Annotated in this window: 11 protein-coding genes and 1 pseudogene; 5 read left to right on the top strand and 7 right to left on the bottom strand. The window is 42.0% G+C overall.

Annotation, left to right across the window (positions count from 1 at the left end):
* Positions 1-164 precede the first annotated feature (164 nt).
* The gene (locus V7K62_RS10070; protein WP_334863786.1) at positions 165-668 is read left to right on the top strand and encodes a hypothetical protein; all 504 of its coding nucleotides are present in this window, start codon (positions 165-167) and stop codon (positions 666-668) included.
* Positions 669-786: 118 nt separating this feature from the next.
* On the opposite strand, the gene V7K62_RS10065 is transcribed toward V7K62_RS10070, so the two are convergent.
* The 4 genes and pseudogenes from V7K62_RS10065 to V7K62_RS10050 form a co-directional block, all read right to left on the bottom strand.
* Positions 787-993, bottom strand: coding sequence for a phycobilisome linker polypeptide (locus tag V7K62_RS10065; protein WP_334863785.1), 207 nt, complete (start codon positions 991-993; stop codon positions 787-789).
* A 222-nt stretch (positions 994-1,215) separates the two neighbouring features.
* Positions 1,216-1,704 carry an allophycocyanin subunit beta gene (apcB, locus tag V7K62_RS10060; RefSeq protein ID WP_069068902.1) on the bottom strand — a complete coding sequence of 163 codons (489 nt, stop codon included), beginning with the start codon at positions 1,702-1,704 and terminating at the stop codon, positions 1,216-1,218.
* A gap of 65 nt (positions 1,705-1,769) precedes the next feature.
* A complete protein-coding gene (gene apcA / locus V7K62_RS10055) occupies positions 1,770-2,258 on the bottom strand; it encodes an allophycocyanin subunit alpha (RefSeq protein WP_094341663.1) in 489 nt (162 codons plus the stop codon).
* Positions 2,259-2,655: 397 nt separating this feature from the next.
* A pseudogene (locus tag V7K62_RS10050) lies at positions 2,656-5,949 on the bottom strand (phycobilisome rod-core linker polypeptide); the annotation flags it as partial.
* Between the two features lie 521 nt (positions 5,950-6,470).
* Here V7K62_RS10050 and V7K62_RS10045 point away from each other — a divergent pair.
* Entirely contained in the window at positions 6,471-7,001 is a 531-nt protein-coding gene (locus V7K62_RS10045; protein ID WP_334863784.1) for a hypothetical protein, read from the top strand.
* A gap of 410 nt (positions 7,002-7,411) precedes the next feature.
* On the opposite strand, the gene V7K62_RS10040 is transcribed toward V7K62_RS10045, so the two are convergent.
* The gene (locus V7K62_RS10040; RefSeq protein WP_334863783.1) at positions 7,412-8,086 is read right to left on the bottom strand and encodes a PP2C family serine/threonine-protein phosphatase; all 675 of its coding nucleotides are present in this window, start codon (positions 8,084-8,086) and stop codon (positions 7,412-7,414) included.
* A gap of 10 nt (positions 8,087-8,096) precedes the next feature.
* Complete coding sequence (locus V7K62_RS10035) at positions 8,097-8,534, bottom strand: vWA domain-containing protein (RefSeq protein WP_334863782.1); 438 nt, start codon at positions 8,532-8,534, stop codon at positions 8,097-8,099.
* A gap of 328 nt (positions 8,535-8,862) precedes the next feature.
* Here V7K62_RS10035 and V7K62_RS10030 point away from each other — a divergent pair, with 328 nt between their 5' ends.
* Both V7K62_RS10030 and V7K62_RS10025 read left to right on the top strand, forming a co-directional pair.
* Positions 8,863-9,192, top strand: a complete 330-nt coding sequence (locus V7K62_RS10030) for a XisI protein (RefSeq protein ID WP_334863781.1) — start codon at positions 8,863-8,865, stop codon at positions 9,190-9,192.
* A gap of 82 nt (positions 9,193-9,274) precedes the next feature.
* Positions 9,275-10,456 (top strand): class I SAM-dependent methyltransferase, encoded by a 1,182-nt coding sequence (locus V7K62_RS10025; RefSeq protein WP_334863780.1) that lies wholly within the window; start codon positions 9,275-9,277, stop codon positions 10,454-10,456.
* A 70-nt stretch (positions 10,457-10,526) separates the two neighbouring features.
* Here the strand turns inward: V7K62_RS10025 and bioB are convergent, their stop codons facing one another.
* Positions 10,527-11,534, bottom strand: coding sequence for a biotin synthase BioB (gene bioB / locus V7K62_RS10020; RefSeq protein ID WP_334863834.1), 1,008 nt, complete (start codon positions 11,532-11,534; stop codon positions 10,527-10,529).
* A gap of 541 nt (positions 11,535-12,075) precedes the next feature.
* On the opposite strand from bioB, the gene V7K62_RS10015 reads away from it, so the two are divergent.
* Positions 12,076-12,651, top strand: coding sequence for a GNAT family N-acetyltransferase (locus V7K62_RS10015; RefSeq protein ID WP_334863779.1), 576 nt, complete (start codon positions 12,076-12,078; stop codon positions 12,649-12,651).
* Positions 12,652-13,229 lie beyond the last annotated feature (578 nt).

The following is a 13,229-nucleotide window of genomic DNA, read 5'->3' as shown; positions in this document are numbered from 1 at the left end:
TATCTGTTACCCGAAATGAAATAACATCTTGATAAATTCTGGATATTTACCTGAAACAGGGTACATATACGGAAGTATACAAAAGATATATGTGTTATGAAAGCTAGTTATATACTTTTCATAGAAATTGATAACCCTTGTACTAATTTAGGTGCAGCACAATCATGCCAACACGTATTTTCTTAGCAAATCCAGATATTGATGTTAATATTCCTAGCTATATTGAAGAAGCACTTGATTACATCAAAAATAAACGGGAGTATCAGATCACCTGGAGTGCAGGTCAGGTAAAGTCAATTAAGGTTGAAGATAAAGCCTACTTGAAAAAAACTGGACAGGGGAAACGTGGTTTCATTGCGGTAGGAGAAGTAATCGAGGCTAAAGATGCTCAACGCTTGAATCAACTTCCTGAATATCCTAAATACTCTAAATACTCTGATGCTTATACTCAACATTTCTTTGGAAACTGCCCTACTGTATTAATAAGGCTCGATGAGGTTGTGAGTCTTGATAGTCCTTTAGAAGATAGCCATCTACTAAAATTATCAAGTATGCAGGGGGTCAATCTTGTTAGGTACGGAAGTGGACAAGAACTAGGTTTTCAGTACGAAGCTGCCCTAGATGCTGAGTGGAAGAAGTACTTTAAGAAGGTTAACAAGCTTTATTAAGAGTACCTGGTTTCTATATGACTTAATTAACATATTTTTTGTAGTATCAATTCTCAACAAAAAAGAGGTCTTTCTCGACCTCTTAGCAATTCCCTAAAATAATGTTCTATTTACAGAATTACAACAAGCCAGTATTAGTACCTTGCTTACCAGTTACCAGTTGCACCTTGATGATTTTGCCGCCTGCTTTTTGAATGCGTTGCTGTTCGCGGAACCAGTTCTCATAAGGAACTAGCTTCGTGAAGTAAGTATTTTGCAGTTCGCGTTGGGTACGAATTCGGGTTTGACTAGGAACTAGAGCAGTAATTTTAAACAAACGGGACATATTTGGAAAATCTCCTGTATACTTTGTGAAAACTTTTTTATCTCAAAATCTTTAGTGCAAATCTTTTAATCATTCAAAGGCTGGAAATCAAACATCAATACTAGACCACCAACACTCATCACTGATAATTTACCAAGATAAGCAATAAAACGTTCTAGCACTCACGATTGATTTCCAGACCTTAATAAAGTCGCACCTAAATTTTTAAGCGCAAACTAGTTCTTAGCTTAAGCCAGAGGAGATATAGTCTAAGTAAACGCCCATTTCCTTGCCGGCGTCAGAACCTACCAAACTGGCGGTTACTTCCTTGATTGCTTGGATAGCTTGCACGGTAGCACCGACGGGAACACCTAAGGAGTTATAGGTTTCTTTCAAGCCATTCAATACACGCTCATCCAAAATGGAAGGATCGCCAGCTAACATAGCGTAGGTGGCATAGCGGAGGTAGTAGTCCAAATCGCGGATGCAAGCAGCATAGCGGCGGGTGGTGTACATGTTGCCGCCTGGACGGGTGATGTCCGAGTACAGCAAAGATTTTGCTACAGCTTCTTTGACGATCGCAGCAGCGTTAGCGCTGATGGTGCTAGCAGCACGTACCCGTAGTTCGCCAGTGGCGAAGTAGCCTTTTAGCTTTTCTAAAGCCGAAGAGTCTAGGTATTTACCTTGAACGTCTGCGGAGTTAATGACAGCGGTAATTGCGTCTTGAGCCATGTTGTTAATTCCTTATTTCCAACCGTATTGCAATACTTCTGTTTCAGTAGGTAAACAGCTTTAACCTATCCTAGAAGAGCGCCAACTAGGTAGTCGAAGTAGCTACCAGCTTCACTAGCATCATCACCAGACAGCAATGTACCAGCTACATTCTTCAGCCCACGGATACCTTCAGCGACACCATCGATAGGAGTTCCCAAGGACTTGTACAGTTCACGGGCACCGATAACACCAATTTCTTCGATGGGGGTAACATCACCAGCAACGATACCGTAGGTAACGAGGCGGAGGTAGTAATCTAGGTCACGCAGACAAGTAGCAGTCAATTCTTGACCGTAAGCGTTTCCACCAGGAGACACAACATCAGGACGCTTTTGGAACAGTTGATCGCCAGCTTGCTTAACAAGCCGTTCGCGATTTTCTGACAAAATTTGAGCAATCCGCACACGGCGCTCACCACTTGCAACAAATGACTTGATCCGATCTAACTCACCAGGGCTGAGATAGCGGGCTTCTGCATCAGCATTCACGATAGCTTTCGTGACAATACTCATTAATGGATTCCTCCAATACGAATGAAACCAGGATTTGATTAAACTGGTGCGACTTTAAATTTGGTTTACTGAGTTTATTTTCTCGTTCTTTTAAACACAACAGTTTTATAACTGCTACGGCTAATAAATTACGAGTTTGCTTGAGTCAACATAAGTACACAAGCTTTTAAACTCAGTTACCTTCCGCAAAACATTTTCCGGCATTCTGTTGAGCATTTATGACTGCTCTTAATACTTTGTAATATTGCTTTTCAGAATTTGCTGTTCAAACTGCAATCTGAGAGCGGTATTACGAAAGGTTACGAAGGTTACGGGGGAAGGGTTACAGGGGACTGGAGACTAGAAATAATCTATTCCCTATTCCCTATTCCCTACCCCCTACTCCCTAATCAACCGCTACACTGCCGAGGTAGTTACCTGCTGGCAAAGATGGGAAGCGGTTGTAAGGCACAACATCTTCACCGAAGTAGCGGCTATATTCTGGACTTTCGACTATTGCTTCTACCGCAGCTGACAAACCGCTATCGGCTAGCAGATTGTTATACTGGCGAATTTCTTCCTGAGTTGCGGGTGTACGCCCCAACAGGTGACGGAAGAGGAACTCAATGACCTTGGCATGAGGATAAGGTGACGAGAAGCGCTGGCGATAGATTTGGGAACTGGCTAGTTCACGCACAAACTCGCGGACGGAAATTTCACCATTCTGGAGTTTGCTATCTAGGTCAGTACGGCGGAAATTATCAGGCACTTCACCGTTAAATACATCCAACACTTGCCGATAAATGGCGTTGATTGCCTGTTGTTTATCGGTTTGGTTGGTGCTTTCTGTTAGACGGTAAATGCGTGCATGTTTACGCACACCCTGTTCCACGGGTTGTCCGCTAACATCGTTGTAGGAACGACCTAATTCAGCAAATGAGGGCTTACCGTTTGTTTGGGCTGCTATATTTGCGATCGCTTGTGTCAACAGCTCCGTATCGCTAGCTCCGACGCGGGCTTGCACTGGCTTAAAGCTAGGCACAACTACGTCATCGTTTTGCTTGGTAAGCTGGTTGTACAATTTCTCCGTATTCGGGAAGTTTGCCGCCGGGAGGGTCGGGAAGCGACGGTAAGGAACCGTATCTTCACCAAACACCTGGTTATATTCCACACTATCTACCAAAGCACCAATAAAGGCACGAATACCCTGGGTAGCCAAAATCTGGTTATACTTGCGGATTTCTGCTTGGTCTAGTGGCGCACGTCCCAAGAAGTGTTTAGTTCCCAACTCAATCACTTTGGTGTTGGGGTAAGGTGTGTAGAACTCTTTTAGGTAGAGGTTAGAGTAACCCAAACCTTCAATAAATTCCTTCACACTAATTTCGCCGTTCCCCAGCTTGCTTTCCCATTTTGTAAATTCGTTTTTGGCGATGTAGGGTGCAATATCCCGCTCAAAAATCTGACGATAGGCAGCGCTAATCAAAGTTTGCACTGCAACTTTATCGCTGATATTCGCCACCAACTTAAAGATTTTGGTTTGTTCGCGTTGCTTGCTGACACCTTGGTTAATGCGGAACTGAATATCTGGTTCTGACCGCTGTTCTGTGACTGTACCCAATGTCACAAAGCTCGGCGTTACTTCCTTCTGGACTTTCGCAGCAACATCTTCACGAATGCTACCAACGCGCAATTGTCGCCCTGATACACCACCAGGAGTCAGATACCGTTCGTAAGGAATTGTATCTTCACCAAATGCTTCGTTGTATTCTACGCTGTTAATAATGGCATCAACTACCGCGTAAAAGCCCTGTTTAGCGGCGATGTCAAAGTACTTGTTGATTTCTTGACGACCATAAGTCGGACGACCCAACAAGCGGCGGTGAATATACTCGATCGCTTTACAAACATAAAGCGATGACCAGTACAGATTGCGGAATACATCTGACTTAGCCAAACCACGGATAAACTCCCGCACAGAAATGTCGCCGTTTTCCAGCTTGATTTCCAATACCTTCGGGCGCTGACCTTCGTAAAGATCACGACCGAAAACTTGCAGGTAAGCAGCTTTAATCAGAGCTTGCGTGGAGCTTTCGGAGTATCTGACGCTAGAATTTTTGGCAGCCTTTTTACCTCTAGTACCAGGCAGTTGGTCTAATTTGAACACTTTGGGCCCAAGAGTACCAGGAGCTTCACCCCGCGCCTTGGGATTGCTATTTTGGTTATTAATCCCTGCCCCTTGGTGAATCAGGATGCGTTTGGTATCCTTGCCAAAAGGAGCCGGACTGGTGCTGGGGTTGCGAGTTTCTTTCGGGAAAATCGCCCCAAACTGAATTTCCAAGGGGTCATTACCAGAACCATAAGGATGTTGATCTGGTAGCGGTTGCTCGTAAGCGGCAAATGTGGTAAGGAACTGAGGGATCTTGCGGAAAGGCGCACTGTAGTTAAACAGGTCTTGCTGCGGCCCCCAGTTGCGACATTCTTGTGCTTCTTGACCCAGACCCCGCAGGTAGGGTACTGTTTCTTCACCAAAATAGTCGCTGTATTCAGCCGAATCTACTAAGCCATCTACCAAGGCTGGTAGACCACCGTTAGAAATAATCGAGAAGTATTTTTGTACTTCTTCGCGGCTACTTGGCCCCCGTCCTAAAATGTGACGGAAAGCTAGTTCGATGACTCGGCTGTTAATAAAAGGCTGGTAAAACTGTTTTTGGTAAAGGGGAGATTTAGCTAAACGACGGACAAACTCTTTCACAGAGATGTCGCCATTCTTCACCTTGGATTCCAGGTCAGATATGGACAAGCTATAAGCACGGGTAATGTCGCGCTCAAAGATTTGCCGATATGTCGCTTTGATTACCTCATTTTTTTCGCTCGCTGACAACCCAGTTTTCATCACAAACTTGGGACGTCGTTCTGCCGCATTAAAGTAAATTTGCGGCAGTTGCAAACCTTGCTGGTCGCTAGAGGGGCGTTGGCGGACTTTATTTGAAGGTGTGGCTGCTTTGAATTCTGTTAACAAAACATCCATGTACTGAGACACAATTTCTGTAGCCTCAGCATCGTTGCGGAAAAATGAAAGTGACCCGGCTTTGATTTCCTGCAAAGCTACTAGCGTTGCTTCACCAGAGCAGGCATTTTCAATGATTTCCCGCAAACCCCGTGTATTCACCGCTATGATGTTGGGGTCGCCAGCAACGATCGCATAAGTAGCGTAGCGCAAGAACCAGGATAAATCCCGTAAGCTCTTGGCCATGTTGCTTGGGCCATAACGAGCAATGTTAATTGGTCTGAAACCTGCCGGTGTCGGGCCGCTGGGGGATGAGTTAAAGATTGAGCGTAAATTTTCTAGGAACCCACCACGACTTTCAACGTAGGTTACAGTTCCTAATTGCATCCCTTGTTGAACATTAGCACCACCACCACCAGCAGTTACTAGTTCCGCTTCTCTGGGCTTTTCTAAAAAAGCCATTGGCGAACCACCGACAAAAATCCGGTTGGCAGCGCGAGATACAATAATCTCGGCATTATCCGTCAGCGTCTGAGAAATTTCTAGACGCTTTGCACCAGATGCAAAATAGCTTGCCAGTTCATTTAATTCACCACTTCCCAAAAAGCGGTCTTGCTGCTCGGCTTGGGTAATTGTCGCTACTGCTAGGGTTTGATATAGTTGCGGACGCGCAACTGAGCTTCCACCACTTGCCTTAACACTCATCGGATTTGTAAAACTCCCATCATAAGCGTTTATGTGTTAAGTCTGGATCGTTTTGAGGCTTGACACATCGGTGTGTCTATGCTTTCTGATCTTGAGAGTATTGCCTGCAAAACTGCCAGTAAATTAACCCAGTTAGCTTTTAGATTAGAACGTTTTGCGTTCTCAAGGCGGGTTTATTAAGAAGTGTGTAGAACCTGTATCTTAAATGTCTCCAGTATTAAAAGTGCATACTCCAGTTTGTCTGAGATGAAGTCTAAGTTTTGTAACCAAGTAGTAGGTTGGGAACTGTCTACTGATTTGTTTTTTATTTAAACGTATAGGGGCGCAGAGACACGCAGAGAATTTACTACTAATTAATTAAATGTTGTACTTAGTCACTGGACAGTGGTTATTAGTCGATGTTAAGTTGTTTTTGCTACTAAAGAACTCATATTCGCAACTGAATACCGCACGGGAAGCAATTCTTAATTTGTGGTGGTTTAATCTGCAAATAGTCAGTATTTATATACAGGGGAAATACTATGCACAAAAGTTGTAAATTTAACTATTTATTCCATGCTACCCTATCTGCGATCGCAGTTATTTTGGCTGTCACTCCTGCAAATGCGCTTCCAGAACAAAATATCAACACTGTTGTCAAGTGGGCAAAGACTAGATCCCAATTACCAACTCTGAGATACAACAGCGAAGCCCACGGCTACGAGGGTACAAAGGGAAATTTATACTTTTATGCTGATGTCACTTCTCAAAATGGGACAGTAACTAAAGAAGGCATAACCGTTAGTGGTGATAAACGCCTCAAATTCACCACAAAAAATGCCAATTCAGTAAAACTGTTACAAAATATTTATAATTCTAATATTGCCAATGACTTTCAGAAGTCCCGATATATCACCAAAGTTGGACGTGACCAATTTTATCGTGGACAAAAGCTTGCTTACATCGCTGCTGAGGTACAAGGTGGCTCATCATTGCAGATGATTCCCTTAAATAAGTTGCAAGAGTTTATAGATAATGCCAAATATTGCCAAACCAATCAGTGCGACGTTTAATTAGGGATTTTCCAGAATTGAGCAAATCCTTGTAGACCACACCCACAGCGTCAATTAAACTCTGATTGATTGTAAATCATTGGTGCGATCGCAAAAGACAATATGATAAAAATCAAACCACAAATTAACCAAGCCAGTATAAATAATTAAAGGTTTTTAGTAAGCACTACCCTGCGGGAACGCTGCGCGAACAATATTTAAAAATTCAGTACTAAAATCCTGACTATGAACTTGTTCTAGGTCAGCAGTTATAATCAATATAAAACTTCAAGGTTAAAAATATTATGAATTTAGCTGTAAAAAATTATACTAAAAATACTACACCCAAGTTAAATTATGATGTCTTAATTGAAAACCAACCAGACGGCACAATTAAAGCAACATTACTAGGTTTACCAGACTGCCAAGGTTTAGTCTGGATTAACAGGTTCGTGCAAGTATTCCTCCAAAGGTTTAAAGAAAGGTAAGAAAGGTTTCCAGTCGCTCAAACGAATTGCTACTTTTTCTAGTCCATCAGTGGAAGCACAAATAAACTCTTGTTTTTCGGAAATAACCTTTACCTGCATATCTTTTACTGCATTTGTTGAGGTGATAAAAGTTGTTTCATTGACAAACTCACCTTTATCGGGCTGAAACAACAGTTTATATTCTGACTCTTGGGAACGCAGCACAATAAATCCATCCCCGATTTGCATAGCTGCAACCCAGTCAGGAGTAGCCACGAAAACTAATAACGTACAAGCTAAATCATTGACAGAATAATCTCCTTCTTCTGCTTGCTTCTGTAATTCTTTAATAACTTGGTTCACAATCTTAACAAACACTTCCTCTGCTTCTTCTTTGGAAAGTGGTTGAGAAAAAGCTTTATTTTGAGGAAATTCATTAATTTCAGAAAAGCATTTAAGTACCGTTTCTACCGCCAACTTAGAACCAACATCAGAATGTTTTGCGCTACCAGTACCATCAGCAACCGCGCCTACAATGACATCATCAAAGATGCGATAATCCACATAATCTTGACAAAGTATCTCCTGCTTTTGATGACTTGTTCCGATCGCAGAATCCGCAACAGCTTTCCAACTCACAAAATTTCCCCTAAGTAGTAATTTGACCCCATCCCACAGCCGGTAAAGCTACAGCCTGTCCTACTTTGCCGCTAGAAACCCGTTTCATCGAAGCAGAAAGCCAGACAAACAACTCACGAAAATCCAAGCCATTTAGCATAATTGGTGGACGTTCAGGAGGAGAAATTTGTTTGAGTATATTCATATCAGCATCCTTTACACCAACCGCAAAAAATGACAGTCGGCTTTGTGCTTCTGCTTGTCTCAATCTTTGCGCGGCTGAATCCCAGGAGTCAGTTGGCGTTCCATCTGTAATCAAAAACACCCAAGGGCGATAATAGAGAATACCGTTATCTTTATAAGTCTGTTTCCGGTTTTCTAGAAAATCCAAAGCATACTCAATCGCCCCACCCATTGGGGTAACACCAGTTACTTCCAATATAGGCGGTGTAAATTGGTGAATCGTCACAAAGTCTTGCGTGAGTTTAACTATGGGGCCTTTAAGAGGTTAAATGAATAAGTATTTCACTGTGATTTTAGGCACTTTTAGATCCCCCCTAACCCACGCCAGTCGCTCATGGGGGAAACCCCCATCGCTTTTAGCGTCTCCCCTTGGGAGAAGACCGCGCTGGCTCCCCTTAAAAAGGGGGGAACCGGAATCAAAGTCCCCCAATTTATCGGGGGATTTAGGGGGATCTAAAACTTTTGATACCGACAAGAGGACTTTTCAAACATCCTCTAAAAGAATATCAAATTAAACTTTTAATATTTAATTCCTTAAGTCAGGACATTGTTTTATGGAAGGAATAAATTACTCTCAAATTATTCCAGATATTTTAAGTAATCATTCAGCTAATGATGTGGCTAATGGCACAGAGGTTCAATTGTTATTTGATGCAGAACGCCATCATTATCAAGTCTTAAATATTGGCTGGAAAGAACAACGGAGAATTTACGGAGTTATAATTCATGTTGATATTAAAGAGAAAAAAATTTGGATACAAAGAGATGGTACAGAAATCGGCATTGCTAATGAATTAATCGCTGCTGGAGTACCTAAAGAAGATATTGTATTAGGATTTCACGCTCCTTATAAACGCCAATTTACTGACTTTGCTGTTGGATAAATAGTAGGAAATAAGCAATAGTAATCTTTGCCCTAATCATCCACTATCCGCTAAACTCAGAAATGCTGCGTTATTCCTGATCATGTCCGACTCCCAAACTGTTAGTGCTGCTGTTGCCAAACTCTACAATACCTACCCCTTTCCGCCAGAAGCCCTGTTAGATGAACCACCCCCAGGCTATAACTGGCGCTGGAATTGGCTAGCCGCTCATAACTTCTGCACAGGTCAAAAACCCCAAAAGCAAGATATTCGGATTTTAGATGCAGGTTGCGGTACTGGTGTGAGTACAGAGTACTTGGTTCACCTCAATCCTCAAGCTTCGGTTGTGGGAATTGACCTCAGTAGTGGCGCTTTAGCTGTAGCCAAAGAACGTTGTCAGCGTTCAGGCGCTACCCGCGTGGAATTTCATCACCTCAGCTTGTTTGATGTGGAACAGTTACCGGGTGAGTTTGATTTAATTAACTGTGTTGGCGTTTTGCACCATACACCCGATCCCATTCGCGGTATTCAAGCTCTGGCGAAGAAGTTAACCCCAGGCGGCTTAATGCACATTTTTGTGTATGGGGAGTTGGGGCGCTGGGAAATTCAACTCATGCAAAAAGCGATCGCACTTATTCAAGGTGACAAAAAAGGCGACTACCGCGATGGTGTCCAAGTCGGGCGACAAATCTTCGCTTCCCTACCAGAAAATAACCGAATTGTCAAATACGATAAACAACGTTGGTCGCTAGAAAACAACAAGGATGAATACTTTGCTGATATGTACGTTCATCCTCAAGAAATTGACTACAACATTGAGACGCTGTTTGAATTAATAGATGCTTCGGGATTGGAGTTTATTGGTTTCTCGAATCCGAGTTTCTGGGATTTAGAGAGACTTTTGGGTAAAGCACCAGAGTTAGTAGAACGAGCAAAAGATTTGAGCGATCGCCAGCTTTACCGCCTGATAGAATTATTAGACCCAGAAGTAACTCATTACGAGTTTTTCCTCGGTCGTCCTCCCTTAATCAAAGCTGACTGGTCAGACGATAACGCTCTACTGGCAGCAATTCCCGAACTTAATCCTTGTATTGAGGGATTTCCCAGTCAATGTTTCTTTAATTACGATTACCAAATTGTAAATTTGTCTGTAGCAGAGTTTGAGTTTATGCAAAGATGTGATAGTAATTCCACCGTTACAGAGATTTTGGCAAGTGTAGAACTGGGATTAGATGGGGTAAGAACCCTCCTGCAACAGCAGTTAATTTTATTGACACCTACTTAGGGAATTCAAGTAAAAAAGATCCAATTATTTATTGTGGGATGGGCCTTTTGGCTATCCCACAATCAGATATTTATCCGACAACAGCCGGACTTGCTACCTTCTGGTGTCTTTGGGAAGGCGGACGCATTCCTAAACCAAGTAAATTCAGCATTTCTCGGTCAGTATCGTAATCTGGACAGGGAGTTGTCACCGTCAACATCTTGTTGTCGTCGCTGGAAAAGATAGAATTGGCTCCTGCCATAAAGCAGAAAGCTTGCTCAACTTGAGAAAGTCTCGCCCTACCGGCACTAAGACGCACATCGGCAGCTGGCATTAAAATCCTGGCTGTGGCAATCATCCGCACAATATCCCAAATGGGGACATCAGGCTGATTTTCTAAGGGTGTGCCCGGTACTTGTGAAAGAATATTAATCGGTACAGACTCTGGATGTGGATGTAAGTTTGCCAGAGTTTGTAACATCCCAACACGGTCATCAACAGTTTCACCCAAACCCAGAATACCGCCGGAACAGACAGTAACATTTGTCTCACGCACATTCTCAATTGTGTTCAAGCGATCGCTATATGTCCTTGTGGTAATAATTGTGCTGTAATATTCTTGCGAGGTATCTAAGTTATGGTTGTAGGCATAAAGTCCCGCTTCTGCCAATTTCCTAGCTTGATTTGCCGTCAACATACCCAGAGTGCAGCACACTTCTAAACCCATTGCGGTTACATCCTTAACCATTTCCAGGACTTCCTCAAATTGTGAGTTATCCCGCACTTCGCGCCAAGCAGCACCCATGCAGATGCGACTAACACCAGTTTCTTTAGCTTTCTGGGCGATGTTAACTACCGTTTCCTTTTCTAGGAGTGCTTGCGCCTTTACCTCTGTTTTATAGCGGGAAGATTGAGCGCAGTAGCTACAATCTTCTGGACAACCTCCCGTTTTAATCGATATAAGCTTACAAACTTGGATTTTTGTTGGGTCATGATATTGGCGATGCACGCTAGCAGCTTGATAAATAAGCTCTAGCAAAGGCGTGTTGTATATCGCCTGAATCTCTAATTCCTGCCAATCGTAGCGTATTCCCACCACATCACTATCCTTCTTGTAGATTGGGTTAATCAAGAGCTGTCTTTTGCTTGAATCTGCTGCGGTACAGCGTTTGGGCAAAGCGATTTTATCGAAGTTATGCCGCGCACTGTGCTTTATCACCCATTGGCTCTCAATCCTTCCGCTCTAGATATTAGACATCAGCTTATCAAGATTTTGGTTGAATGGCAGATTTACAGCAAAAATACTCATGTATTGGGGTTGGGGATTGGACAAATGAGTTCTGAGTAAAGAAGTGAGGTTCCCTACTTAGGGCTAAACGCACCGCTACCGTTAACAGCACTCCTGAGTGGTATTGGGCATACATATATCTTGTTTCATGGTGGCCAAGAGTTCAAAGTCTATATAAAATCAGTTAATTGGCCCTTGACTCTTGACAAACTTTATGGAATAACTATCACACTTACGTAAGTCCTGATGATGAGATAGCTAATCTAACTGCTGCTGCTAAACCGCAGGTTATGAGAGAATTTATAAGATTTAGAGAATGTTTTGGGAAGAGAACCCGTCGATTAAGTAATTTATGATATCAGAACTGCCAATAATTACAAGCGATCGCCTATTATTACGAGCAGCGATCCATGAAGATATACCCCAAATTCTCAAATACTTTATTCATAACAAAACTTATCTCACTCCATTTTACCCTCTTTGGGCTGATGGTTTTTTCACTGAAGAATATTGGCAGTATCAGATAGAGAATAGTTTTCTGGAATTTATAAACGGGCAATCGTTAAAACTATTTATTTTTACTAAAAAAAATCCCACTGTAGTTATTGGAACGGTAAATTTTAGTAATTTTGTCCGAGGAGCCGCTCATTTTTGCTATGTGGGATATAGCCTTGCTGAAAATAAACAAGGTAAAGGATATATGACAGAAGGGCTAAAAACTGCAACTCAATATCTATTTCAAGAGTTAAATTTTCACCGAGTCATGGCTAATTATATGCCTCACAATCGGCGTAGTGGTAATGTGCTAAAAAGACTCGGTTTTGTCATTGAAGGATATGCTAGAGACTATTTGTTAATTAATGGGCAATGGGAAGATCATGTTTTGACAAGTCTTACAAATTCTAATTGGAAAGTACCTAAATTTTAAAATATAGCTGAGAATGTTTTCAATAATATTTATTTTCTTTTCCCACTATCCCTGCTTATAAATTAATTTATTTATAAATACTAGTTTAGGACTTACGCATTGACAGACATAACCAAATGTGGATTACCTCTCGTTCCCAGGCAGAGCCTTCTAATGCTCTTGTGGGAGGCTCTGCCTGGGAACGAGGCAGAGCAAGACTTTTATCTTAATAAGCTTGATATGCAGATGATGCTCAATTTTTAAAGTGCGTAAGTCCTATAGTTATGAACGCAAGTTAGGTAATTTATATACAGCAGATTGCAACAGGCGTGAGGTACAGATAATTGTAGGGGCACAACATGTTATGCCCCTACCCCTGTACTTCATTTACCTGAAATACGCTGTAAGTAAAAAATGCTTAACTTTCGCTCAAAGCCTTATTTTTAATTTGTGAGTCTTGCCCACCTTACAGCTATTTATAATGGTACTATATCTAAATTTGAATGAATTTAATATATTAGTTGTCAATATCTACAAAATCATAGCAAATTCATAATAAATACACAACAGCTCCACAAGCAAATGCAATAGTAATATTT

The organism is Nostoc sp., from assembly GCF_036917935.1.
Classification (GTDB): domain Bacteria; phylum Cyanobacteriota; class Cyanobacteriia; order Cyanobacteriales; family Nostocaceae; genus Nostoc.
This window is presented reverse-complemented; position numbering and strand designations above follow the sequence as displayed.

Excerpts from the sequence above, each read along its gene's own strand:
- apcA (WP_094341663.1), bottom strand. The coding sequence starts at position 2,258 with ATGAGTATTGTCACGAAAGCTATCGTGAATGCTGATGCAGAAGCCCGC.
- V7K62_RS10070 (WP_334863786.1), top strand. The coding sequence starts at position 165 with ATGCCAACACGTATTTTCTTAGCAAATCCAGATATTGATGTTAATATT.
- V7K62_RS10025 (WP_334863780.1), top strand. The coding sequence starts at position 9,275 with ATGTCCGACTCCCAAACTGTTAGTGCTGCTGTTGCCAAACTCTACAAT.
- V7K62_RS10045 (WP_334863784.1), top strand. The coding sequence starts at position 6,471 with ATGCACAAAAGTTGTAAATTTAACTATTTATTCCATGCTACCCTATCT.
- V7K62_RS10065 (WP_334863785.1), bottom strand. The coding sequence starts at position 993 with ATGTCCCGTTTGTTTAAAATTACTGCTCTAGTTCCTAGTCAAACCCGA.
- apcB (WP_069068902.1), bottom strand. The coding sequence starts at position 1,704 with ATGGCTCAAGACGCAATTACCGCTGTCATTAACTCCGCAGACGTTCAA.
- V7K62_RS10015 (WP_334863779.1), top strand. The coding sequence starts at position 12,076 with ATGATATCAGAACTGCCAATAATTACAAGCGATCGCCTATTATTACGA.
- V7K62_RS10030 (WP_334863781.1), top strand. The coding sequence starts at position 8,863 with ATGGAAGGAATAAATTACTCTCAAATTATTCCAGATATTTTAAGTAAT.